The sequence below is a fragment of the Streptomyces sp. NPDC043853 genome, from assembly GCF_056436025.1.
The window spans coordinates 16,663-40,648 of sequence record NZ_JBWKDJ010000021.1; the positions used below are offsets into that span (position 1 = coordinate 16,663).

At 70.5% G+C, this 23,986-nt stretch carries 20 protein-coding genes and 4 pseudogenes; 13 read left to right on the top strand and 11 right to left on the bottom strand.

The features are described 5' to 3' along the window. Nucleotides 1-150: 150 nt before the first annotated feature. Both AC067U_RS35080 and AC067U_RS35085 read left to right on the top strand, forming a co-directional pair. On the top strand, nt 151-396 hold the full coding sequence (locus AC067U_RS35080) for a hypothetical protein (protein WP_478833903.1): 246 nt from the start codon (nt 151-153) through the stop codon (nt 394-396). 131 nt (nt 397-527) lie between these two features. Beyond that, nucleotides 528-680, top strand: coding sequence for a hypothetical protein (locus tag AC067U_RS35085; protein WP_478833904.1), 153 nt, complete (start codon nt 528-530; stop codon nt 678-680). Between the two features lie 492 nt (nt 681-1,172). Here the strand turns inward: AC067U_RS35085 and AC067U_RS35090 are convergent, their stop codons facing one another. From AC067U_RS35090 to AC067U_RS35105, 4 genes are all read right to left on the bottom strand, one after another. Beyond that, nucleotides 1,173-1,481 carry a hypothetical protein gene (locus tag AC067U_RS35090; RefSeq protein WP_478833905.1) on the bottom strand — a complete coding sequence of 103 codons (309 nt, stop codon included), beginning with the start codon at nt 1,479-1,481 and terminating at the stop codon, nt 1,173-1,175. 661 nt (nt 1,482-2,142) lie between these two features. Continuing rightward, nucleotides 2,143-2,517 carry a DUF1330 domain-containing protein gene (locus tag AC067U_RS35095; RefSeq protein WP_478833906.1) on the bottom strand — a complete coding sequence of 125 codons (375 nt, stop codon included), beginning with the start codon at nt 2,515-2,517 and terminating at the stop codon, nt 2,143-2,145. Between the two features lie 793 nt (nt 2,518-3,310). Then, the gene (locus tag AC067U_RS35100; protein ID WP_478833907.1) at nt 3,311-3,919 is read right to left on the bottom strand and encodes a hypothetical protein; all 609 of its coding nucleotides are present in this window, start codon (nt 3,917-3,919) and stop codon (nt 3,311-3,313) included. Between the two features lie 88 nt (nt 3,920-4,007). Next, a complete protein-coding gene (locus AC067U_RS35105; RefSeq protein ID WP_478833908.1) occupies nt 4,008-4,652 on the bottom strand; it encodes a L,D-transpeptidase family protein in 645 nt (214 codons plus the stop codon). Nucleotides 4,653-4,801: 149 nt separating this feature from the next. Here AC067U_RS35105 and AC067U_RS35110 point away from each other — a divergent pair, with 149 nt between their 5' ends. Then, nucleotides 4,802-7,657 carry an AfsR/SARP family transcriptional regulator gene (locus tag AC067U_RS35110; RefSeq protein ID WP_478833909.1) on the top strand — a complete coding sequence of 952 codons (2,856 nt, stop codon included), beginning with the start codon at nt 4,802-4,804 and terminating at the stop codon, nt 7,655-7,657. 436 nt (nt 7,658-8,093) lie between these two features. Then, nucleotides 8,094-8,666, top strand: coding sequence for a hypothetical protein (locus AC067U_RS35115; RefSeq protein ID WP_478833910.1), 573 nt, complete (start codon nt 8,094-8,096; stop codon nt 8,664-8,666). 758 nt (nt 8,667-9,424) lie between these two features. Here AC067U_RS35115 and AC067U_RS35120 read toward each other — a convergent pair. Continuing rightward, nucleotides 9,425-9,694 (bottom strand): annotated as a pseudogene (locus AC067U_RS35120) (oxidoreductase); the annotation flags it as partial. 700 nt (nt 9,695-10,394) lie between these two features. On the opposite strand from AC067U_RS35120, the gene AC067U_RS35125 reads away from it, so the two are divergent. Together AC067U_RS35125 and AC067U_RS35130 are read left to right on the top strand one after the other, a co-directional pair. Then, nucleotides 10,395-10,550: a hypothetical protein gene (locus tag AC067U_RS35125; RefSeq protein ID WP_478833911.1), complete on the top strand. Its 156-nt coding sequence runs from the start codon at nt 10,395-10,397 to the stop codon at nt 10,548-10,550. Nucleotides 10,551-10,821: 271 nt separating this feature from the next. Further along, on the top strand, nt 10,822-11,301 hold the full coding sequence (locus AC067U_RS35130; RefSeq protein WP_478833912.1) for a hypothetical protein: 480 nt from the start codon (nt 10,822-10,824) through the stop codon (nt 11,299-11,301). A 205-nt stretch (nt 11,302-11,506) separates the two neighbouring features. On the opposite strand, the gene AC067U_RS35135 is transcribed toward AC067U_RS35130, so the two are convergent. The 3 genes from AC067U_RS35135 to AC067U_RS35145 all read right to left on the bottom strand — a co-directional run bounded on the left by AC067U_RS35135 (nt 11,507) and on the right by AC067U_RS35145 (nt 17,658). Then, nucleotides 11,507-13,618 carry a SpoIIE family protein phosphatase gene (locus AC067U_RS35135; RefSeq protein WP_478833913.1) on the bottom strand — a complete coding sequence of 704 codons (2,112 nt, stop codon included), beginning with the start codon at nt 13,616-13,618 and terminating at the stop codon, nt 11,507-11,509. 574 nt (nt 13,619-14,192) lie between these two features. Then, a complete protein-coding gene (locus tag AC067U_RS35140; RefSeq protein ID WP_478833914.1) occupies nt 14,193-14,867 on the bottom strand; it encodes a hypothetical protein in 675 nt (224 codons plus the stop codon). Between the two features lie 286 nt (nt 14,868-15,153). After that, nucleotides 15,154-17,658 carry a SpoIIE family protein phosphatase gene (locus tag AC067U_RS35145; protein ID WP_478833915.1) on the bottom strand — a complete coding sequence of 835 codons (2,505 nt, stop codon included), beginning with the start codon at nt 17,656-17,658 and terminating at the stop codon, nt 15,154-15,156. Nucleotides 17,659-18,170: 512 nt separating this feature from the next. Here AC067U_RS35145 and AC067U_RS35150 point away from each other — a divergent pair. The 3 genes and pseudogenes from AC067U_RS35150 to AC067U_RS35160 all read left to right on the top strand — a co-directional run. After that, a pseudogene (locus tag AC067U_RS35150) lies at nt 18,171-18,320 on the top strand (oxygenase MpaB family protein); the annotation flags it as partial. A 39-nt stretch (nt 18,321-18,359) separates the two neighbouring features. Further along, nucleotides 18,360-18,566, top strand: a complete 207-nt coding sequence (locus AC067U_RS35155) for a hypothetical protein (RefSeq protein ID WP_478833916.1) — start codon at nt 18,360-18,362, stop codon at nt 18,564-18,566. Then, nucleotides 18,567-18,956, top strand: a pseudogene (locus AC067U_RS35160) (IS630 family transposase); the annotation flags it as partial. 40 nt (nt 18,957-18,996) lie between these two features. Here AC067U_RS35160 and AC067U_RS35165 read toward each other — a convergent pair. Continuing rightward, a complete protein-coding gene (locus AC067U_RS35165) occupies nt 18,997-19,572 on the bottom strand; it encodes an NADAR family protein (RefSeq protein ID WP_478833917.1) in 576 nt (191 codons plus the stop codon). 89 nt (nt 19,573-19,661) lie between these two features. On the opposite strand from AC067U_RS35165, the gene AC067U_RS35170 reads away from it, so the two are divergent. From AC067U_RS35170 to AC067U_RS35180, 3 genes are all read left to right on the top strand, one after another. Further along, nucleotides 19,662-19,799, top strand: a complete 138-nt coding sequence (locus AC067U_RS35170) for a hypothetical protein (protein ID WP_478833918.1) — start codon at nt 19,662-19,664, stop codon at nt 19,797-19,799. 535 nt (nt 19,800-20,334) lie between these two features. Then, nucleotides 20,335-20,733 carry a hypothetical protein gene (locus AC067U_RS35175; RefSeq protein WP_478833919.1) on the top strand — a complete coding sequence of 133 codons (399 nt, stop codon included), beginning with the start codon at nt 20,335-20,337 and terminating at the stop codon, nt 20,731-20,733. 191 nt (nt 20,734-20,924) lie between these two features. Continuing rightward, nucleotides 20,925-21,695 carry a hypothetical protein gene (locus AC067U_RS35180; RefSeq protein WP_478833920.1) on the top strand — a complete coding sequence of 257 codons (771 nt, stop codon included), beginning with the start codon at nt 20,925-20,927 and terminating at the stop codon, nt 21,693-21,695. A 124-nt stretch (nt 21,696-21,819) separates the two neighbouring features. On the opposite strand, the gene AC067U_RS35185 is transcribed toward AC067U_RS35180, so the two are convergent. Together AC067U_RS35185 and AC067U_RS35190 are read right to left on the bottom strand one after the other, a co-directional pair. After that, a complete protein-coding gene (locus AC067U_RS35185; RefSeq protein WP_478833921.1) occupies nt 21,820-22,320 on the bottom strand; it encodes a hypothetical protein in 501 nt (166 codons plus the stop codon). Between the two features lie 323 nt (nt 22,321-22,643). Next, the gene (locus AC067U_RS35190) at nt 22,644-23,051 is read right to left on the bottom strand and encodes a ribonuclease FAU-1 family protein (RefSeq protein ID WP_478833922.1); all 408 of its coding nucleotides are present in this window, start codon (nt 23,049-23,051) and stop codon (nt 22,644-22,646) included. Nucleotides 23,052-23,145: 94 nt separating this feature from the next. Here AC067U_RS35190 and AC067U_RS35195 point away from each other — a divergent pair. After that, a pseudogene (locus tag AC067U_RS35195) lies at nt 23,146-23,928 on the top strand (transposase family protein). Nucleotides 23,929-23,986: the final 58 nt, after the last annotated feature.

Here is a 23,986-nt window from a genome sequence, read left to right on the forward strand (position 1 = left end):
TCAACCCGGCTCGGGGATGCCCAAGGGGAACCTGAACGATTCGGATCGAACGATCACTCGCAGGTCAAACCACTCGATCTGGGGCATTCGAGGCTTCCGCCGTGGTCAACTTCCCCTTGGGGACTCGTGACCACGACCCTGGCCCATTCCGTGACCACGAAGCCTCAGAAGTTGGGGAAATCGCTGACCGTTCACAAGCACGATTACTTCTGGTCTGTTCCGGGCGGCGCACTCTACGACATCCCCAACGAACCGAGAACGATCACCATCGGGCAGCTCTCCGAGTCGTGGCAGCACCTTGAGGACCTCCTCGCCGACCCGGACCGGGCCGTGGGCCACCACCTGGTCTGGCTCGCCGATGTCCTCCGTGCGATCGGACAGTCCACCGCCCAGTAGCCACCACACGCCCGACGTGACGTGGAACTACGAAGTCACACTCGAGTCCTAGATATAAAACTGCCGGACGTCTCGGGGAAGGCGGCTATGAGGAGGGCGCCGTCGAGCTGGCTGATCCCGCGGACGGTGAGGTGTTTGACGTCCGCCCGTACGACGCCACGGGTGTGTTCGGCGGCCAGCTCGTCGGCATGCACGTCAGCGCGTACGGGGGAGTCCAGTCCTCGCGGTCGCCGCTCCACCACTGGGGCCCGGCACCATTCGGCGGGGCCGCCATCACCAACTGAGACACATTTCGCCCCAGTGGCAAATCGCGCCACTACCGGCGCGTACGCTGCCCTGTGCTCCCCGTGAACCGGCCCACCGGCCCGACAGGCGAAGGCGGCCCCCGCACCCAGGGGCGAGGCGCCCCTCCACCACCTCCGCAGGCAGCACCCCGGCGCACCGCCACTCCGGCATGCCACGCCCGGTGGTCTCCACCACGCCCAGGACGGCGCTGTTCAGGAGGCTTCAGCAGCCGGTCCGGGTCGGCGAAGTGCTCGATGACCTCCAGGTAGGCGAGCCGGTCGAACCGCATGCCCGACTCCCAGTGCTCCAGGGCGATGTCGCCGGCCCACCGGTCCGCCGGCACGTACCGGCCCCGCCATCCGTGCTCGGCGCGCAGGCACACATCGAGCCGAGCGGGTTCCGTGTCGGCCTGTACGAGGGCCGGGTGTCTGCCGCACGGCCGAAGCCGGTACGACATTCCGCCCGCTCGGGGGTACGGGAGCCGGTGGCGGTTAGGTGCGTGCATGAACGTGGTCCTGGATTCCTGTGCGGAGGGCTCGCGCCTGCTCCGTACCCAGTGGGATGCGGCGCGGCCGGATGCGGTTCCCGGGCGGGATGGCGGCGGTGCCCGGCCGGAGCTCGGTCTCGCCCGGCACCTGGCCAACCGGCACCCTCAGCTCATCCCCGGCTGGTTCTCCGGGTGCGACTGGTATGCCGAACTCGATGCGGAGCTGCGCCGGGCGCATGAGCAGGGCCTGCTGGGTGCGGGCGTCTACCAGGTCGGCGCCGAACACCGTGCCCTGCACCTGCTGAACAGCCATGGGGCCGCTTCCGGGGCGTGCCCCGGCTGTGACGGGCGGGCGAGCAGGCGAAGGCCGGCGTCCCGGAGCCGCGTCGTCCGGCGGCGGAGGCGTCAGCCCACGCGTACGCCATGGTGACGCAGGTACTCGACCGGGTCGACGTCGGTTCCGAAGGCCGGCCCGGTGCGCATTTCGAAGTGCAGCCGGGGAGCCGTGCACTTGCCTGTCCATGCCCCGATCCACGTGACAGGCGTCCGTTTCGGTGGGCCACTCCGACCACCGGTCCTCCCCCACCGCATCGCCCGTCAGGACCAACCGCGGGCCATCGAGTCAAAACCGGTGCCGTAGCACCCCCACCGAGGGCCGCCACCAGCGAGGCCGACGGCACGCCCGAGGAAATCTCGATCTTGCCGTGGGCCAGGAGCCAGGCCATGACCGCGGACCGGTCGAACTTCTCGTGTATGCCTTTACCGCCTGCCGGGGCCGGGAAGTCGGGTTGCCGGCGGCGACAGCGCGCCAACTCCGCCTGGCCGACCCGATCGATCCGCCCCACCTCCGCCAGCGCCCGGTCCTGCCTGGAACGACCGGGTCGAGGAGGGCCAGCGGGAACGACGCCGTGGGCGGTGCACCGCCCGCCGGTCCACCGAGGGCCGAACGGCCGGGACCAGTGCACGTCCCCCGGTCACGTGCGTGCCGCCCGTGTGGTCGGCCGGTCCGCTCCGCCTTCTGCATGCAGTTTGAGAGCTTGCTCGACCGGGTCGTAGTCCGGCCCGACACCCTCGATCAGCAGCAAGTCGCCCTCGATGTGGTCGGTACGCAAGCGCAGGATGGCTCGGTATGCCGGAGAGTCGTACCAGGCACGGGCTTCGGCCAGGCTGGGGAACTCGATCAGCACCATGCTGCCAGGCCACGTCCCCTCCACGACTTCCGCCGGCGGACCGTGGATGATGAAGCGGCCGGCGTAGGGGGCGAGGGTTTCTTGGATGGACGCCAGATACTCGATGACGTCGGAGTGATTCCGGCGGCTGCGGAGATGAGCAAAGCCGTAGGCGGGCACCACAGGGCTCCTACCGTTCGGGGGATGACCTCGAACGTAGTCGGGGGCGGCCGGGCGAGCGATAACCCCAGAGGTAATGGCCACCCCATCCCCCGGCGTGATCACCGGCGGTCGGCGCCTCTTCGAACGCCAGGCGTGCCCGGGGCGCGGTGTCCGGCCCCGCCGCGGGCGCGCCGTACCCGCCATGGCAAACGAGCCGGTAAGGCTGGAGGCCTCGGCGTACCAGAGCTCCGGCGCGACGGCTGCGTACGCTCACCTGCTTCTGGCGGCGTGGTCCTGGGCCCCGGGCCGCGATCGACTGCCCGGTACCTCGGCCTCACGGTGCATTCCCCTTGTAGCCCGGCGGCCTGAAGGCGGCAACAGTCCCCCGTGCGTCGCTGGTCCCTGCCTCTGCTCCTTGCCGCCCTGCTCACGGCCCCCGGACGCATCACCGTTTCCTCCGCCCATGCCCGGCCCGCACGGCTCACCCCCGGGGTGGCGGTGCCTCTCTCCCGCATACTCGAGCCCCCACCCGTAGCACCGGCCCCGGAAGCCGGCCACGCGCCCCAGCTCGCGCGCCGCGGCGGAACCTCGGGCGAGGGCTGGCCAGCTCGGCCGGCACCACGCCGGCCGGGCTGGGGATACGGCCGCGTCCGGCCGTCGGCCGCCCGTTCGCCGGAGTCGGCGCCGGCGCCGACGCCGACGCCGGGCGGCACCCCGAGCGATGACGACCTCGCAGGCCATACGAACCGAACCGCCGCCGGTGGCTCCGGCGGCGGTCGGACTGTCCGTCAGGCGTGGGCCCGTTCCCGCGTCACCACTGGCAGTGGACGTGGGTGCTGTGCCCGCTGTCGCCCGGCCCCAGCACGAGCTTCGCGCCGTACGACTTGCACGCCTTCATCAGACGCTTCGCCTTGGTGAGACCGGGGCCCCGGGTGGAGACGTACGAACCGTTGACGATGTCGACGTCGAACGCCCGGCCCTTGTAGTGGGCGGAGGTGGGCGAGTGCTTGCTGCCGGCGATCGCCGTGACGCGGAACGTGAACCGCTCCTTCGCGTTCAGCTGCTGCATGGCGTGAAGCATCTTCGCGTCCAGCGCGACCTGGGCGCCCCGAGGGTGGGCGTACCTGCTGGTGTAGGCCTTCTTGCCGCGCGCGGTGTCCTTGATGTTGGCCTTCGCCGTCGAGCGGGGGTCCTTCACCCCGCTGACGTGGTGGTTGAGCAGTGTGATGCCGTTGTTTTTGGCGATCTTCTTCGCCGACGACCGGGCCGATGGGACGGCCGCGGCCTCGGCGGCGGTGCCTTCCTCCGCCACGGTCGCGGCGGTCCGCGGCGCGGCGGGGCCGGCCATGGCGGGCAGGGCCGCGCCGACCGTGAGCGACGATGCGAGGGCGACGGAGGCCAGGAGCCTGGTGGGCTTCATGCGCTGTGGTTCCTTCCGGATGTCCGGGTTGCCGGGTGGGCGTGAGGGGCCCGACAGGGCGACGGCGCCCTGTCCGGGGTGGCGGCGCTCAGTCGACGACCTTCAGCTGCTTCGGCCAGCCGTGCTTGTCGGCCAGGCGGAACAGTTGCCGGATGTCCTTGGGGTCGAGCTTGATGCAGCCCAGGGAGCGGTAGTCGCCGGGTCCGTCCCAGCGGTACGGGTTGTCGCCCTTCGTCTTCTTGCCCTGCTTGCCGTTCGGGAGCATCTCGCTGTGGATGAACAGCGCGTCGCGCACGACCTTGCGCTCCTTGCCCTTCGGCTTGCACTCCTTGTTCGAGACGGGGATGGCGTACCCGTTGATGCCCTTGGGGCCGCCCGCCTTCCTCGTCGTCTGCTGACCCACGTCGTACGTCCCAGTCGGCAGCCACCCCGCGTTCTTGGCGCATTCGCTCGTGCTGCCGTTGCCGGAGCCGGCTCGGAACTCGTCGATCTTCAGGTCCTTGCCCGGACGGCTCTTCATGTAATAGAGCCGCGAGTTGCTGGGGTCGGACCAGTTCTTGTCGAAGAGGAAGTAGTACTTGCTGGTCTTGCCCGCGGCTGCCTCCGCCGCGGCGGGTGCGTCGGATACCACCCCGCCGACCGGGACCGGCATCGCCTGGGTGGGCTGTGCGACGGCCATGGCGCCGCCTGCCAGCAGGACGCCCGCCAGGGCCGCGCTCGTGAGTCGGTTCATCGTTCTGCTCCTCCAGGTTTCGAAGATCCCCCGTGTTCGGGGAGCGGTTCGATCCTGGATGGCTGATCCTGCGCGAACCTTGGCGAATCCTTGGCCCGCTGGTCACGCCGCGCGCTGGATAGCATGTGCGGCCGGGGGAGGAGAAAAGGATGGACACTGAATTAGGCGTGCTCGGCTCCGTCGAGGCACGTACGTCGGGCAAGCCGGTCGACCTCGGTCCCGCCCGCCAGCGGTGCGTCCTCGCGGTTCTGATCGCCGAGGCCAACCGCCACGTGCCGGTCGACGAACTCACGTACCGGGTCTGGGGGCACAGCCCTCCGGGTGATCCCCGCGGCGGCCTGTACAGCTACCTCTCCCGACTACGCCGCGTCCTCGACGGAGCCCAGGACGTGAGCCTCGACCGGGAGGCGGGCGGGTACCTCCTGACCGTGGATCCGGCAGCCGTGGATCTCCACCGGTTCCGGGACCTGGTCACGCGGGCGCGCGCCACCACCGACAAGATCACCGCCGCGGCCCTGTTCCACGGCGCGCTCGGACTGTGGCGGGGACCGGCGTTCGGCACGCTCGACACCCCCTGGCTGAGCGATCTCCGCAGTGTCCTGTCCCAGGAGCGGGTCACGGCCCAACTTGACTACAACGACCTTCAGTTGAGCCTCGGTCGCCACACCGAACTGATCGCGGGGCTCATCGCGCTGACGGCCGAGCACCCGTTGGACGAGCGCCTCGCCGGCCAGTACATGCTCGCCCTGTACCGAAGCGGCCGCCCCTCCAGCGCGCTCGGCGCCTACCAGGGGATCCACGACAGACTGGCCGAGGAACTCGGCACCGGTCCGCACCCGTCCCTGCGGAATCTCCACGAGGAGATACTCAGAGCGTCCCCGTCCCTCGCCGTGCCGCCGGCCTCGTTCGATCCGGCCCCCGCGCAGGGCCAGGACACGCCCGCGCAGCCGCCTTTCCCCGACCCGCCACCCGTGCTCGCCGCCGTGCAGCCGCCCGTTCCCGTGGCCCGCCAACTGCCGGCTCCGCCCCCGATCTTCGTGGGCCGCTCCCATGAACTCCGCGCTCTGGACGACCTGGTGAACGCCGACGGTGACGCGGAAGCCACCCTCGGCATCGCGGCGATCACCGGCACTGGAGGAGTCGGCAAGACCTGTCTGGCCCTTCGGTGGGCCCACGACAACCTGGACGGGTTTCCCGACGGGCACCTCTATGCCAACCTCCGCGGCTTCGATGCGACCGGCCGCCCCACTCCCCCGGACGAGGTGCTCCGCGCCCTTCTCGAAGCACTCGGCACAGAGCCGGGCGCCATCCCGGCCGACGCCGACGCACAGGCCGGTCTATACCGCACCCTGACGTCGGGCCGCAGGATGCTGATCCTGCTCGACAACGCCCACGACACCGACCAGGTACTGCCCCTGCTGCCGGGCGGCCCCTCCTGCACGGTGCTCGTCACCAGCCGCCGGCAGCTCACCGGACTGACGTGCTCACACGGCGCCCGGCCGCTCGCCCTTGGTGCCCTGGCACCCGACGAGGCCCGGCGATTGCTCACGCGTCGGCTGGGACCCGAGCGAGTCGGCGCCGCCCCCCGGGACACGGCCCGCATCCTGGACCGCTGCGCCGGTCTGCCGCTGGCACTCAGCATTCTGGCCGCCCGCGCCGCAGCCAACCCCTCCTTCCCACTCCAGACCCTGGCGTCGGAACTGGACGTCGCCAGGGAGGGCCTCGACGCCTTCGACGGCGGAGACAGGTCTGCCGACCTGCGGGCCGTCTTCTCCTGGTCGTACGCGGCACTCGACGCCGGCCCGCGTCGGCTCTTCCGGCTGCTCGGGACGCACCCCGGGCCGGACATCGCCACCCCCGCCGCGGCCGCCGTGGCGGGGCTCGGCACGCGGGAGACACGGTCCCTGCTTGCCGAACTCGTCCGTGCTCACCTGGTGTCGGAACAGACTCCCGGCCGCTACACGCTCCACGACCTGCTACGCGACTACGCCGTCGAACTGTCCGCCGGTGAACCCGAAACACCCCAGGCCCTCCTGCGCGGTGCCGACCACTACCTTCGCACGGCGCACGCCTGCGACCGGCTGCTGTGGCCGCACCGCGACCCGATCACCCTGGCCGCCGAGGTTCCCGGGGCGACACCCGTGCGACACGCGGACGACCGTGAGGCACTGCGGTGGTTCGAGACCGAGCACGCGGTGCTCGCGGCGATGGTCGAGCAGACGCGCAGGGCCGGACTGCTCCGCCACACGTGTCAGCTGGCCTGGACGCTGAGCACGTACTACGGCCGACGGGGCAAATGGCACGACATGATCGCCACCCAGACGGCCGCACTCGATGCGGCGACAACTCTCGGCGACCTCTCCGAACAGGCCCGGGCCCACCGGGAACTCGGCTGTGCCTGCAACGAGATCGGCAGCCATGACGACGCGGACGATCATCTCGCGCGTGCTCTGGAGTTCTACCACGCCTTGGAGGACCGCGAGGGCGAGGCCATGACCCGCCTCGTACTCGGCTGGACCTGCGAGCGGCTGGACGACCAGCGCCAGGCCCTGCACCATGACCTCCTCGCCCTGCAGCTCTACCGGGCTGCAGGCCACCTCGCCGGTCAGGCCAGGGCGCTCAACGCGGTCGGCTGGGACTACGCCCAGCTGAGCCAGTACGAATCGGCGGCGGCCCACTGCCGGGAAGCCCTCGGCATCCAGCAGAGACTCGGGGACCGGCGAGGTGAGGCCAACACCTGGGACAGCCTCGGCTTCGCGTGCCAGCACCTGGGCGATTACGAAGAGGCCATCAGGTGCTACCGCTCCAGCCTCGCTCTGAACGAGGAGAACGGCCACAGGTTCAACCTCGCCGAGAACCTGGAACACCTCGGCGACGTCTACCGCGTCATGGGCAACGAGGACGCGGCACGCGAGTACTGGCAGCAGTCGATGACGATCCTCAGGGAGCTGGGCACTTATGACGCCGACATCGACCGGGTCGCGGCCAAGGTGAACTCCGCATGACGCGCCGCGGCGCCGGCGCCGGCCAGGAACCACGCCCTGCCCGCCCGGGACACCTGAAGTCCCGGGCGAGTTGCCCGCCGCCGATCCCGGGGGGAGCAACCCCGGGATGCCGTCGTCGGCAACTGGCGCACCGATGCCGAAGCAGAGCCGTCGCTTCGTGTTTGCCCGGCATGCGGCCGAACGCCCGCCGGCGGGCCCTCACCCACGTCATCAGGCGCGGTCGCCGAGCCAGCCCTCGTAGCGGATGGGGGTCAGGCGTGCGCCGTCGCCGGCGATGAGGACGGCGTCGGCTCCTCGTTCGCTGCGCCGGCCGAACCCCAGGCCCGCCTCAGCGACGAAATGCTTCGCCGCCTGAAGTCCTCTTGGAACCCGCAGGCACCTGGACCGAAGGTGTGGTAAAGCCCGCTGTCAGCTGCGACCACTACCATCTGCTGCCGTGGAACTCGTTGAACTCGAAACCCAGATATCCCGGCTGGCGGAACTAGGCCTGCCCCTCGCACCCGACCGGACCGTCGACGACCTGCTGTACTCCCTCCCCAGGGACCTCTTCGAGCGCAGGCCGTACGAACTCCTGCTCTCCGTGCTCGGCGCGGAAGTGGAACGCGAACCCTGGGGACGCTGGTTCTGCGACCGGGCCTGGAACTTCGACACCGAATGCGTCCACGGACCCGGGGCGTACGTGAGGATCGCCCGCGAGCTGTGCCGCATCACCGGACGCCCGGATGCTTTCACCGACGTGGAGGACCACGTCGGCCTCGCCTCCGGAGAGGCATGGATCTCCTACACCGTCAACGGCCGTCGACGGCGATGGACCGCGGAGGTGCACGACGACTGGGCCGACGGACTCGTGGTCACCTACCTGCTGGACGACCTCGAGCAGGACAGCCACCGCTTCTGGACGAGGGACGCCGGCCAGATCATGAACCTCTACTTCCTCGACACCCCCGCCGCCGAAGGCATCAACTCCCTCCTCCCCACCCGCAGCCCCCTGGCACCCGTCATCCCTTGAGCCCGCAGTCCGTCCCCCTCCGAAGCCAAGGCACCACGAAACGCAAGGCTTCCGGAATTCCACCCATCGGGGAATTGGCTGCCGTCCGGTCAGCCGTGGACATCAAGCTGCCATTGGAGTGTACTGGGCAGACCTGGGGGAGCGGCGGACGGCCAACTTGGCATTGCAGACGGCGGGGGCCGGATGCATGCGGAAACACGGATTCGACCGGCCTGTCGTGGATCCCGGCCGGCAGTTGTCGACGGCCGACATCAACGCCGGACGGTACGGGATCATCGACCGCGCCGAGGTTGTGCGCTGGGGGTACCGCAGCCCGGCGGACGAGCAGCGGGCGGCGGACCGGCCGCCCGTAGAGCAGTCGCAGCCGCCCGGGCGCCCCGCGCCGCCGAACTGGCTGTATGGACGGACATCTGCTCCGGTGAGGCGCAGCGCGCCCTCACGGGCGGAGCCGCGCTGGACACCATGGCCCTGGTGCTGTGGCTCCGGAAGGGGGCCGAGGACCATGCGCTGGCAGACCCCCGGTTGCAGGCGGCGTTCGCGGACTGGAGCTCCTGTATGCAGCGGTCCGGCTACCACCACGCCGATCCCTGGCAGGCCAACGACGACCCCGGCGTGCGGGACGACGTCGCCGTCGCCCTGGCCGACCTGGACTGCCGGGCGAAGTACCGTGTGACGGACCTCTGGTACGGACTCGACGCCGCCTACCAGGCGCGCCTGATAGAGCGGAATCGCGACGCACTGGAACGCATCCGGACTCACCTCTGGACGGCCGGTACGGGGCGGCCCGTCGCCGCCTCGGCCAGGGCGCGTGGCTCCAGTACCCGCACGGGGTTGTCACCACCGGCCCTTCCGAGCATCGCCGGGCCGAGCACGGCCTCGGAGGTGATCCCGAGCGCCGCGAGCTCCTCCTCGGTGAACGTCAGCGGGCCTCCTTCGTGCAGGCCCACGCTGGATCAGCCGAACACGAGGTGTTGTCCGCCCGGGCCGAGGAGGTCCACGGCGGCCCGGCCGGGCTCGCCGCCGACCGAGACAGCACGGCTCCCAGGACGGCGACCGGGACGAATACGGCGGAACTCGCGAAGGCGCGCTGCGGCATGGTCCCCCTCGCAACAGCATGACATTGCGATCATCATTTCATCCGTTCAAGGCTGCGCGCCGCTCCGCGAAGGGGCGTTGCAGTAGCTCTCGCCGTCCAGTGGCAAGACGTCAAACGCAACGGAGTGGGACCGGCCACCGGGCGGCCGGGGCCGGGTCGTCTCGGGCCCGGGCGGCGGCCCGGCGCTGCAACGCCCCGAACGACAACTGGACCGCCTCCGCATCCCAGACGACCACTTCGGGCCGCCGTCGTGCGCTGGTACCGGATGGCCGCGAGCGTCGCCGACGAGTCCGGGGACCCCGCTGCACGGGTGTGGGTACGGAGCGGGGCCGCCATCGCCTCGGGTACGAGGGCGCACTCCTCGGCGCCGCGACGTCCTCGCCGACCAGGCCCTCGCCGCCAACGCCCGGCCCTCCCTCGGGCTGCTCAACGCCATCTACGGCAAAGACCACGCCGCGCTCTCCGCGGCGACCGCACAACCGTCCTCACCCTCGATGCCCAGGGCCGCAGGGCCTTCGATCCGGCCGGCTCGTACGAGCGGACCTCGGACTACGCGGTGCCGTGGTGGCGGCTCAACGTGTTCCGGTCTCTTCTGCTCGCCCGCCTCGGCTACGAGAGGGGGCGCCACCGAAGTGCAGAACCAGGCCCTCGCCGGGCTCCCCGCGGGCCTGCCTCGCTTCGCCACCCACCTCGAACTCCACCGGGGACTGATGCTCGCCCGCTCCGGCGATCGGGCCGGGGGTGTCGCGCACGCCACCGCCGCGATGGACGCTCTGCCACCCGAGTAGCACAGCATCCACCTGCGCATGCTGGTCCACGAAATCCGGGCCTGAACCGCAGGCCACTCCGTCCTGGCAGGCATCGCGAACCCGGCCCGCCCCTGGCCCAGCGGGTAGGGGGCCTTTCGCCGTCCGCTGGTTCCCGGGGCTTGCAGGGCTGCTCCGTCCCGTCAAGTCAAGTCACGAGTTCCTGTGGCATGACCGGGGGCCGTCGCGTCGCCCCTACTGGGGGGGGACGGATCCGGCGACCCTACTGCTGGACGCAGACGAAGGAGCACCCATGGCCTACGACCTCCTCCCCTCGACCACCCGTACCAGGCGGCGGATCGCCCGCTGGGCGATGGCCCTCACCTCGGTCGCCGTCGTCTCCGGGGCCACCGCGCTGCCGGCGTCCGCGGCGGTCACGTCCGCGGCACCCTCGGCGGTGAACCTCGTCGCCGACGGCAACGGCCGCCTGATCGATCCCTCCGAGTCATGGGGGGACGGCGGTGGCTCCGCCGCCGACACCGCCGAGTGCCGCCGGAACGGAGGCTGCGCCGTCGGCTTCGAGGGCGAGGACACCGGCCATGACCCGGACGGCCGCATCTTCGACCCGCCCGGCGGCGGATCCGACACGGAACCCGGCGACGGCAGCGGCAACCACCCCCGCGGCCTCGACCCGGACCCCGACGGCGACGGCGACGGCAACCTCATCGGGTGGTCGGAGTGCTCCCTCTTCGATGCCACCGGCTGCCCGCCGAACGTTCGCACCCTGACCTGACGGACAGACGTACGAGGACGGGCGTGAGAGGGGACAGGGCGGGCCCCGGCCGAGAGGCCGGGGCAGGCCCGTCCTCTTCACCGGTCCGTCGCCTCGGCGAGCTGGTCCCGGCGCACGGTGATGGGAGCGGCCTCCATGCAGCCACACGGCATCCGCAGCCAGACCGTGGGGTCCGACGCCTTGAGCGTCCGTTACCGAAGTCTAATCACGTTTCGGCAATCCGGTTGAGCTGAAGCAGGAGGAGGGCGACGTCGTCGGGGTGGTGGTCGCCGCGGCACGGATGGTGGACGAGGCTGTCCGCGAGTTGGTGCAGGGGAAGGGTGCTCGACTCGTCGAGGCGGTCCGCGAGGTCAGCGATGGTCTGGGTGATGTCGGTGCCCGGGGCTTCCACGAGGCCGTCGGTGTAGAGGGCGAGCAGCGTCTCCGGAGCCAGAGACAGAGTGGTGAGCGGGTATGCGGGGGTTCCCAGGCCGATGCCGAGAGGAGGGCCTGGACGGATATCGACGGCATGGGCGCGGTCGTCCGGAGGGCGCAGCAGCGGGGGCGGGTGTCCGGCGCTCGCGAGGGTGACCTGACGGTGGGTGAGGTCGAGGTGAGCGTAGAGACAGGAGACGAAGCGGCCGGCGTTGAGGTCGGCAAGGTCGCGGTCGGTGCGGGCGAGGACCTGGTCGGCAGTGGCTCCGGCTGTGGCGTGGGAGTGGACGGCCATCCGGACCTGTCCCATGAGGGCGGCTGCTGTCATGTCGTGGCCCTGTACGTCTCCGATGACCGCGGCGGCGGTGGTGCCGGTCAGGCGGATGAGGTCGTAGAAGTCGCCGCCGATGTCCATGCCGTGGCTGGCGGGGAGGTACCGGGCGGCGACATCGAGCCCGGTCACGCTGGGCAGAGCGTGGGGCAGGAGGGTCTGCTGGAGGGCGAGAGCGAGGTTGTGCTTGGCGTCGTACAGGCGTGCGCGGTCCAGAGCCTGGGCGATGAGTGCGGCGAGAGGCGTGAGGATGGATCGCTCGGCGGCCCTGAAGGAGTGAGGGTGGTTGTAGGCGAGGAGGAGGCAGCCGATGGGGCGACCCGAGCTGAGCAGCGGCAGAAAGGCCCATGCGTGCTTGTCGCTGATCTGCGGTGCCCTGGGGTACAGGCGGGCCAGTTCACCACGGTCGGCGAAGAACGAGGAGGAGCCGGTGGCCAGAGCACGGCCGGCTGGGGTCAGATCGGCGTCCGCGGACAGGCCGTCGTACTGCTCGATCACGGCCGCGGGGTAGCCGCGGTATCCGAGGATCTGTATGCGGCCCGCGTCAGCGGTGGACATGATCATGCCGTGGGCGCCGAAGGCAGGCAGGACCTGGTCGGCCACAAGGTCGACGACGTCCTGGACGCCGACGGTTTCGGTCAGTGCGGCTGCCAGAGCCATCAGCAGATGGATACGGCTGTCCGCCGGAGTTCCGGTGGAGGCCGGCTGCATTGCGAGGGGCTTGGACAAGTGGTGGGGGGTGATGAGGATGATGGTGCCGGTGTCGTCCGTGCGGAGGTGGAAGTCCAGCCTCTGGTCCGGTGGGCGCAGGACGGTCAAGGCGAGAGGCTCGCGGCTGCTCAGGGCAGTGCGGTACGCGTCCATGTACGCGATGCCGTCGAGCCAGGGCAGCGACCGCCAGGGCTGCGTTCCCCGCAGTTGCTTCGCTGGTCTGCCCAGCAGCCCGGCGGCTGCGGTGTTCGCGTAGGTGATGCGGCCTCCCGGGTCGAGCGCGAGGGCGCCGAGGGGCAGGCGTTCCATCAGGTCGGCCGCCGCGAGCGCGGACTCTGGTTTCGGCTCTCCCTGGTGGGGCCGGACGAAGCGTGGCCGGTCCGGAATGGCCGGAGGGACGGCGGCTGCGTCCAGCACGCGGGCGACGCGTCGGGCGCTGACCACGATGTGCCCGCGCTCACGGCGGCTGAGACGGGGGGAACGGCCGGCTGGCCACAGCAGCAGTAGCGCACCCCAACAGGGCCCGGCTTCTCTGAGCGGGACGGCAGCCAGCGCAAGGTCATATGGAACGCTCGCCGCGGCGCGTGGGTAGGAGCGGGCCAACTCCTCCAGGGAACTCACCCAGACGAGCCGCTCCGTGCGTATCGCGTCCTGGGTCGGACCGCGCGCGGCCAGAGAGGACCGCCACCACGGCGCGAACGCCTCGACCGGTATACCGCACAGCGCGACCAGACCCACCGCGGCTTCAGCCGGATCCAGCAGGTAGACACCACCGGACCTGGCACCTGTGGAGCGCACGGCCGCCGCCAGGGCCTCATCGAGCGGATCAGTTGCCTCCGACCTCTCACCGGACCCGCTCATTCGGCGCAACACCTAACGCCCATACTCAGAACGCTAGGCCCGCACGGTGGCGACGGCATGTGGATCAGCCGCCCCGTGTCCTGGCCCCATGCTTCGAAGGGCCCGAGGGCAGCCGCAGCCGAATGCAGTCTCGCCGAACGTCTGACCGGAGCGGACGATCCCCGGTGGCACACGCTCGTGCGGGTCAAGGTGCGGGACCACGTACCCGAGGTTCGGCGACGCTGGACATCGCCAGGCCTGCGGCCGCCGGCTCGGCGCGTGCACTCGGCGGTGAATCGAACGCGCGTTGCCATCGGGTGTGGCGGTAGGCCTTGTGCCGCACTCGGCCGCGCCCCCGCCGGCCGGACCCGGTCCGCACCCCCGTGGACCTGGCATGCGCACCCGAGGATCCGGTCGCCGAGCAGGATGGCGGCGACGCCGGGGCCGGCCGCGTTTTGTCCTTGGCCGGTCAGGAGCACTTCGTCACGTCCCATCCCGTCCCATCCCGTCCCCGACCACCACTGCCCCGCAGCACACCCCGGCCGGGTACCGGCGGAACGGGGGCTCGGCAGCGGGAGGCGCCCGACCACTGCACTCACCCGAGTGCGATGTGCGTCGAGCAGCGGGCCGGGTCCCGTCGGGTCCGTTCAGCTGGTCTGCTCGCGTACGTGGATGTCAGTGAGGAGCTCGTAGGTGCAGCAGTCAGCAGTACATGGACTGCCGTACTCCGCGCCGTAGGGGCCGAGTCCGGCCATGAGGTCCAGGAACTCCGCTCGTTCGGGCGCGGTGAGAACGGAAGCCGAAGCGTTCGTCGGTATCCGCCGGTCGGATGGGACATCGTTGACGTCGGCGACGGATCGGTCTTCGACGAAGAGGGTGTGGAGAGGGGACCTCGGATCATGCGTTGGGTAAGGCGCCAAGCGCGGTAGCGAACAGCAGTCAATGACCACAGGGACAACCAATAGACGGAGAAGCTCATGAACAACAGGTACAGGTACTGCTGGCTGACGAACGCCGACCCCATCATGGAGCCGTAGACGATGATTCCCGCGCAGGCGGCGATCCAGAGCGTGGGCCGGCCGGCGATGTGGAGGTCGTACAACGGGTTGGGAGCCCGGCGCTGGCGCCAGAAGAACGCCGCTCCGGCCGCCAGGGCGATCAGGGCGAGGCCGACGACCAGTGCGCCCCGGTCGGGGACGGAGGCGAAATCGATCGCCAGCACCAGTCCCGCGACCAGGAGGACGGACAGGATGCCGCCCAGGCTGTCCACCGGTTCGGCCGGCTCGTTCGCGTGCGCGCGGGACGAACAGCAGGGCCATGACCAGCGCGACCACCGCGAGGGGCAGGGTGACCAGGAACCCCGACCCCCAGTAGAAGCTTCGAGCAGTGCGCCCGCGATCACCGGCCCGAGCATGGAGATGCCATCGGCGCACCCGTCCACGGCGTCCTCCTGAAGGGCTACCAGCAGCTCCCGCGTTGATCCGCCGGCATCCGCAGCGGATCCGGGGTCGGACACCCGGGCCGAAGGAGCCGACTCGGATTCGGCCCGACCGGTGTCACGGATTGAGGGCAAGGCTCGCTGCGGACACGAAGTGCCCCTCCGCTGCTGCTGCGAGGGGGAACTCCGTCCAGACGGTCTTGCCGTCCCTGGTGTAGCGGGTTCCCCATCGTTCGGTGAGTTGCGCCACCAAGAAGAGACCGCGCCCGCCCTCGTCGGTGATGCGCGCCCGTCGTAGGTGCGGGGCGGTGCTGCTGCTGTCGGAGACCTCGCAGATCAGGCTGCGGTCGCGGATGAGCCGCAGGGTCAGCGGCGTGCCGCCGCCGTACCGGTAGGCGTTGGTGACCAGTTCGGTGACGACCAGCTCGGCGGTGAAGGCCAGGTCCTCCAGGCCCCACCCGGTCAGTGTGGCCTCCGTCAGGGCCCGTGCCCGGCCGGCGGCCGTCGGCTCCGCGGGCAGTTCCCAGGAGGCGATCTGCTCCGGCGCCAGCACACGGGTGCGGGCGAGGAGCAGTGCGACGTCATCCGGGGGGTGATCCGGCAGCAGGGCGTCCTGCACCGCCGTGCAGGTCTCCGCCAGCGGGCTTCCGGGCCGGGACAGGACTGCCCTCAACCGCTCCAGCCCCTCGTCGATGTCGAGGCCACGGGCCTCGACCAGGCCGTCCGTGTACAGTGCCAGCAAACTTCCCTCAGCGAGTTCCAACTCGGCCGACTCGAACGGGAGTCCGCCCAGGCCCAGTGGCGGACCCTCGGGAAGGTCGGGCAGGCTCACCGTGCCGTCTGCGGTCGCGACCACGGGGGGCAGGTGCCCCGCCCGGGCCAGGGTGCAGCGCCGAGAGGTGGGGTCGTAGACCGCGTACAGACATGTCGCGCCGACGATCTGTTGCCCGCGCGAGCGTCCGTCGGACGGCTCCTGCTCAGCTGCCAGCCTGTTGACCAGGTCGTCCAGGTGGGAGAGGACCTCGTCCGGAGCGTAGTCGAGGCCGGCCAAGGTGTGCACGGCCGTGCGCAGGCGGCCCATGGTGGCCGCGGCGTGCAGCCCGTGGCCGACGACATCGCCGACGACGAGGGCGACGCGTGCTCCGGAGAGCGGGATGACATCGAACCAGTCGCCGCCGACGCCGGTGGCGGGATCGGCCGGCAGGTAGAGGTGCGCCACCTCAACCGCGCTGTACGTGGGCAACTCCTGCGGCAGCAGGCTGCGCTGCAAGGTCAAGGCGGCCTGATGCTGTTGGGTGTAGCGGCGGGCGTTGTCGATGCACACGGCGGCCCGTGCGGCGAACTCTTCCGCGAGCCTGAGGTCGTCCTCCTCGAACGGCTCGGGCCGCCTGGCCCGCCACAGGCTGAGCAGGCCGAGGAGCAGACCGCGGGCCGTCAGCGGTACGACGATCAGTGAGTGGGCCCCCAGGTCGAGGGCGCGCTGGGTGCGCTCCGGGTCCTGGAAGTACCAGCGGGGGCTGCTCCGGAGCACCGGTTCGAGGATGGGCCGCTGTTCGGCGAGGCACCTGGCCTGCGGGGTACGGGGGTCGAAGTGGAAGACCTCCCCGGCGGAGTACATCGCCAGCAGCGCCTCTGCCACGACGGAGTGGACGGCCATTCTGCGGACCGGTCCGTTCGCCTCCCCGGCGGTCTCGTCGCCCCGTGCGACCGACTCCAGCAGATCAACCGAGGCGGCGTCCGCCAGGCCGGGGACGGCGACGTCGGCCAGCTCCCGGGTGGTCTGGCCGAGATCCAGTGTGGTCCCGATGCGGGCGCTCGCCCGGTTGAGCAGGGCGAGCCGCCGCCGGGCCCGGTAGCGGTCGGTGACGTCTTCCACCAGTTGGGTGACTCCGAGGATCCCACCGGAGGGGTGCTCCATCCGGAACGCCGATACCGACACCACTCGCTCGTGGCCGGGATCACTCCTCAGGCGGCATGGCTGCTCGGTGAAGATCAGAGGGGCGCCCGTCTCCAGCACCTGTCGCAGCCGGGATTCGATGGTCTTCACGTCCGGACCGATGAGGAAGTCGCCGATGCGTCGGCTCCGGATCTCCGCCGCGGAAAGCTGCGTAAACCGGGCCAGCGCCCGGTTGATCCGCAGGATGCTCAGATCGGGGGCGTGCACGGACAGACCGATCGGGGAGCTTTGGAACAGGCCGTCCAGGACCGACCGGTCCGTCTCCCACCGGAGCATCTCCTCCGCCGGGGCGGCGAGGAGGAACCACTCGCGCACCGAGCCGTCGCGGATGACGGCGCGGGCGCACAGGCCCAGCTCCACCCGTCCCCCGCTGCGGTGCAGGACGGGCATGACACCGGACCAGCCCTTGTCGCGCTCGCACGCGGCCGCGGCGGCCAGGACCGCCTCATGGTCACGAGGGGCGCACAAGAACTCCAAGGCCATGCGGCCCAGCACCTCATCGGGCGGGTAGCCGAGGTGCTCCCGGGCGCGCTCGCTCCAGCCGACGATCCTGCCATGGTCGTCCAGAACCGCCGAGGCGGAGTTGTGCAGCGCGAACGGGCCCTCGGGCACCTCACCCGATCCCGGCGCCAGTGCGTCCCTCGCTGCCCGTCGATCAGTCGGCACACCTTCAGTATCGCCGCGCCGCCGTACGTCGGCAGAAGGTCGTGCCCGGCGTGCGGTCGAGTTCGGGCCCGACCCGCCGAGGACCGGCGCCTCCGACCGCGGCCGGAATCGGCCGATCGCCCGCCATTCCCCGCTGGCGCCGGCATCAGTGCCCGGACATGGGGCATGCGCGGCGCATGACCCTCACCGTGCTGGTCCTGCTCCCCCTCGCGCTCGCTGTCGCTCTGCTGGTCGGCGGTGAACGTCACCACCACGGCCGACACCGCCATCGTCGCTGACCGGCCCCTCCCCCGCCGCACCGCCCGGACCCGGGCGGTGCGCCGGTCAGCGTGGCGGCCGCGTCCGGGAGATCGTCCGGACGGCCGACCTCACCCGCCGCCGCGGCCGACGCCGAGCCGCTGGGTGGCGGGCCCCGGCCCCGGCGACGGCGGACCGGGCTGGAGCGGCAGCATGTTCATGCAGATCCGGGACCGGTCCGTCGGCGCGACACTTGAAGCGTGGAACGGTCGGGCGTGCTGAACCTGCTGGTGCCGCCACGGGCCCGTGACCGCCTGGGCGACGCCCTCTTCCGTCGTGTCGCCGGGCCCTGCGGCGCGGAGCACCGCGCGCGGATCCACGGCACCCCGGGACCAAGGTGGTTCGCTCCCGGAGAGCCGATCCGGCGGGGCCGAAAAGGCCGAGGACGAGGGTGAGGCCGGCTGATGTGGCCCCTGCCCAGACCTCAGCACGACGCCCGTTCGACCTACGAGACCTGCATCTCCAATACCCGGGAGACAAAGCGCCGGACCCGCCCGACCAAAGCCACCGACACCGTCGAGAAGGCGGGCGCGCGGTTCCGGAACGCGGCGGATGCCAGGATTGTGCATGTGGGCGACGGCCTGGACGGCGTGATGGAGACCGGTGCCTAGCTGTGGAAAGTCCACGGCCGGATCATCCGCATCGGCCGCGAGGCGTTGTGTGGACCGCTTCCCGGACCGGGTCTTCGCGTTCGACGAGTTCGGCCCGCTCGGCATCCGGCCCACTGCGGGATCCGGCTGGGCCGAACAGCGACGTCCCGACCGGTTGCCGGCCACCTACCACCGCACCCACGGAGTCCGGTACTTCCACGGCTGCTACTCGGTCGGAGACGACCGTCTGTGGGGCATCAACCCCCGGGCCCTGCACGCCTACCTGCGCTGGCGCAACGCCAACGCCCCCACCCCGACATACTCGCCGCACAACGCCGAGAAAGCGCCCGCATCCGCAGCGAGAAAGGCATCCGCTGGGGAGGGCGCCCCATCCTCGAGTCGGTGGCCTGAGCCGTCCTGCGCATGCGGTAGACCACATACGTTTTCCGGATCACCGCCTCGGGCGGCGGCCGTCGCCGTCGGGGGTTTCGGCGAGTTCGGCGCGCAACTGGTTACGGGTGCGCACCAGAATCCGCCCGAGCATGTTCTTGCCGTTTCCGGTTCTGCCCCGACCCCAGTAGTGATCGGTGGTGGTGTCTTCGACGATCTCTTCGTCACCGGTGGACAGCAGAATGTCACGGATATCGACATGCGCGCGGAACTTGGTTGCCACCGCACGGCGCATCACGTCGTCCTTGACCCGCTCCCAGTCCCTCCGCAGAGGTTTGGACGAGTCACGGCCCAGCTCCGCTGCCCGCAGCGGCGTGCGCGCACGCCCGATGAGATCCGCGTGGCGGGTGCCCTTGAACTTCTGCGCCTGGAAGTAGTGCTCCGAGGTTGGCCACCAGAGCCCGTCGAGGTCGAAGCCGTGGTCGGAGAAGTTCGAGAAGCACCCGTAAGGGACTTCATCGGCGCCATAGAAGTAAATCGTCACGGGAACCTCACGGGAATTGCGGAAACCCGCACCGTCCCAGGCATGCCCCAGCCCCGCAACCAGTTTTCTTCGCCAGGCCCAGCCCTTCACCACACCAACGACCCGGTGAACCTTCCCGGTCAGAGCACTAGCAAGGCTGGACCACCAGGGACAGCTGGAAGTTCACCAGCGCTCCCGCCGCCGTGTACAACGGCGCCACGGACTCCGTCGAACACTTCGCCATCGGCCCCGACGGCATCCTCTCCCGCGCCTACTGGCGCTACGGCCGGCCGTGGCAGTCCTGGACCGTCATGAGCGACACCAAGTTCACCACCAGCTGACCTCACCGAACAGCAAAGGGGCCCGTCCTCGCCTTCCGAGGACGGGCCCGCCCCGTCACCATGCGGCCTCCAGACAGCCCACAGCAACCCCGCGCCTTCGCCGAGGTGCGCGCAAGCAAGCCAGTGCCACTCGACTCGTTCGGCCGCGGCTTTCGCCGGCACAGCCGGCCGCCTGCGGCTGGCCGGCTGTGCCGTGGATGACGGCCGGCGGCTGCGTCGGGCCGCCGTAGCGATGCCTCCACCGCCGCCAAGGTTCGGGCGGCGAGCTCCTCGCCTGGGAGGAGGACGTGCGCCGCGTCCGTCGGGGCGTTTACCCGCCCCCGCTGGACGCAGGACGCGCCTCGCCTGGGGTCTGGCCAGCGCCCCGCAGGACCGCTGGATCCTCGGGGGTGCCTCGCCTTTCTGCCCAGCTCTCTCACCCCGGTCCGCTGCGAACCGGAGCAGGCTACGGGTTCGTCGCCGAGCCCGACGTCTGGGTCTGCCATCGACTGGGGTGGTTTGAACGCGTTCAAGGAATCGAGTTCTGGGGGCGGCCATGCGGGTCACCGTGCGCGAAATTGTTCATCCGTGGCAGATTGGTCTGGCCGTGTGCGCCGTGGTCACCCCTCTACCGCCGGTCATCGTCTCCCGGAGCCCCTTCTTCGCACTCGACTTGGTGGTCGCAACCACGGGGCTGACCGCTGTACCGCTGCTTTTCCACGCCCGGCCTTCCGCCTTCCAATGGGCCACCGGGAGCATCTCGGCGGTGCTGCTGCCGTGGTCGCTGATCGGCTCCTGGTTCGGGATGTTCGTCTTCTTCCCCTCGGTCCCCCTCCTGCTCCTCTCCGCCTTCTCGGACCCGCGGCAGCTCCCGAGGGCCGCCAGGATCCTGGCGGGGGCTGGTCTCCTGCTGGCAGCGGCGGTAACGCTGTTCTGGTGGGACCGCGGGTACTGAAGCCCGGCGCGCTCATTCTGTCTTCGCTTCACGCCGGTTTGGCCCGCCGGGCGCTCGCGGGTATGGCTGGCCGTAGTGGGTGGACTGCTGATAGCGGCAAGTGTGCTGTACGCGGGGGTGCATGTGGCCCGTGGGGGTCTGGAGCCTTCGGACACCGTAGGCCCTGGTCGCGCAACTTCTCCGCGGTTGCGGTGACGAACCTGCGGGCGGGCGAGAACATCGGGGTGACGTTCGCGGTGCGCTGCCGGTACGCGAACGGGGAGTCGCTGCCGCAGGGTACGGAGAGCGGCGCATACTGGGCGGCGAACATGGTCCCTCCCGGTGAGTCCGAGCTGAGGGCGGGTGTGCGCTGGCTGTTCCGGGCTCCGACGGACGGCAGCTACCAGTGCCGGCTGTCGGTGGTGTCCTACTCCAGCGTCGTCACGCCCACGCGTCAGATCACCATGCGTGTCCCCGCCGGTGCTGAACTCGGGATCCGATCCGTGCCCGGGGCGGTGCGCTGGACGCTGCCCGGCGCGTCCGCCACCACCGTGGCGCGGGGTTCGACGGATACCACCCTCGGTTACACGTACACCCCGCCGACAGGCGATGGGCGTACGACGATCGTGCAGGACACCAAACTCACTTCCTGCACCGCCGGCTCGCGTCTTTGCGCCGGCGGTACGGAGGCCTACGAGGGCACCGCCGTGGAAACCTGGATCGAGGCACAGCCACAGCAGCCCGACGGCACCCCCTGCGGGGGTCCGGTCAAGGGGCCGATCGCCAAGTGGAACATCTCTGATGCCAAGCACCATCAGAGCGCCACGAACACCCTGAACCTCACGGCTGACCAGCTGGGCGGCTGTAGCAGGATTCGAACGACTCTGAAGGTGAAGAACGTGGACGGCAACCCGGTGCTGATTCACGCCGGCCATGCCTCGGAGGACATCGCGGCCACCCACGGCCTCGCCTACACCCTCTGAGAGCCGGGGCTGAACAGCAGAGTCGGGAACCCGGAGTGTCCGTGAGTCGCAACACGGTGCTGCCGCACGGCATCCCCCGGCGTGAGCAGGGGGCCGCCCGTGGCCGGTACCCAGCGGCGATCCGTCATCTCAGGGCGCAGGGCGTCAAGTGCAGCAGCGTGGAGCTCTCTCCGGTCGCGGTCGCCAACAGCGCCGAGCGGTACGGGCCCCCTTTTCGCTGGCAGCCTGAACCCCAGGTGCCCGTCTGAAGGTTGCTCGCCCGGCCCATGGACTCGGCGCAGGCCAGGCCCGGGCTGCGGGGGGCAAGTTTGGCTGTGCGCTTGGGGTGAGCGCCGCTGATGTAGCACATGGCCGCGCCGTCGCCGATGCCGATGCCGAAGAGCCTCATCAGGTGGAGCGAGTCGGGCTGGCGGGCTTCGAAGAGGGTGCGGTCCTGGCGGACCTGCTGCATGGTCAGTCCGGCGCGGGCGATGTTGGTCTTGAACATGTGGGCGCTGACAGTGGGGTGAGTGGTGTCGCGCCCGGACTGCTGTGAGATGAACAGGTGCGGGTTGATCGCGACCAGCCATCGGCGGTGTCGTTCGGCGAGCCAGTCGGCGGCGAGCCGGTAGGTGAGGTTTTCCAAGCGGACGACGTGCGCCAGCAGGCCGGGGCCGGTGGTCAGGGTGGCGGCGGACAGGTCAAGGGCGGTCAGGGGCAGGCACCGGACAGTGGAGCCCGGCAGGGCGTGGACCGCGATCAGGGCTATGAAAACGACGCACGGCGCCCGGCCACAGCCGGAGAGGGATCCCCTTACCCACGGCTATCGCGTGGGTAAGGGGTGTCGTCCTCGCGGGGAAGCTTGCCCACCGGGGCTGACCATGGACAACGAGTGGTGTCCGTTTTGCCAGGCTCCCACTTCCGGCAACACCTCCGGTCCCCCGCCACATGCACCGTCCAGGCAACGGTTCAGCCTCCCTCCGGTGCAACCCTGTTCGCGGCCGCCCGGGACCGGGGCAGGCGCGGCGTGGGCCAGGCCGGCTCCCACCGCTCCGCGTACGTGAACAGCCCGGAACGTTCGTCGAGCATCGTCAGCACCTCGGCGCGGGCGGCATCGACGGCCTGGTGCTCGGTGCCGGAGACGATCCCGAGACGGCGCACGGGGGCGTACTCATCTTCGTCCTTCCACTCCCAGCGGGTGAGATCGGGCGCGATGACCAGGTCGACGGTGAGGTCGAAGGTGTCGAACCCGGCCTTGGTGCGGCGGGTGGGGTGCTCGAAGTTGACGTACCAGTTCCGCAGTCGGCGCCGCCGTCGCCGTCGGGGACGACGAAGGCGTTGACGCTGAACCAGGCCGCGGGGGCCAGCGCCGACCACGACCAACGAAGCCGACCGCATACCGATGGGGGCCTCGATCTTGTCATGGGCTATAGGGTGTTGCAGAAGGTTCGGTCATGGGCATTTTGCCTGTATGGGTGGGGTGTTGCGGGCTGAGCCGGTGTGGGTGGAGACGTTCACGGGCTTGCGGATCGACCGGTTCGGCAAGCTGGTGAAGGTGGTCCGGGAGCGGGGCGGGAACGGGCCTGGGCGGTGGCGGCCGGCCGTGGTGCCTGCCGCTGGCAGACCGGGTCCTGCTGGTGGCCGTCTATTACCGCACCAACCTCATCATGCGGCAGCTCGCCCCGCTCTTCGGGATCTTCCCGGCCACCGTCTGCCGGGGCATGCAACGACTCCGCCCGCTGCTGGCGCTGGAGCCCGCCCCACGGCCTGTCGTCGACATGGACCGCTGTGGATCGTGGACGGCACCTTGATCCCTGTCCGCGACCGCACGGTCGGCGCCTCTTCCCGCACCTACCGGTTCTCGGCAAACGTGCAGGTCATCATCGACGCTGACACCCGCCTGGTCGTCGCCTCGGCCCGGCCGGCGCCCGGGAACAAGGCCGATGCCCACGTCTGGCGGGAGTCGGACCTGCCGGCCGCGGCGGCCGGGACGACGGTGATCGCGTACGGGGCCTGCCTCGGCACCGGCCTGATCGTCCCGCACCGCAGGAGGGCCGGACGCCCTCTCCTGCGCGGCCAGGAGGAGGACAACGCCGAACACCGACGGGTCCGCGCCCGCGTCGAGCACACCTTCGCCCGGATGAAGAACTGGAAGATCCTCCGCGACTGCCGCCAGAAAGGAGACGCCCTCCACCACGCCGTCCAGGCCGTCCAGGCCGTCGCCACCATGCACAACCTCGCCCAAGCAGGGTGAAAACAGCAGGTCAAACGCCGCACAGGCCTGCCCGACCCGGACCTTCTGCAACACCCTT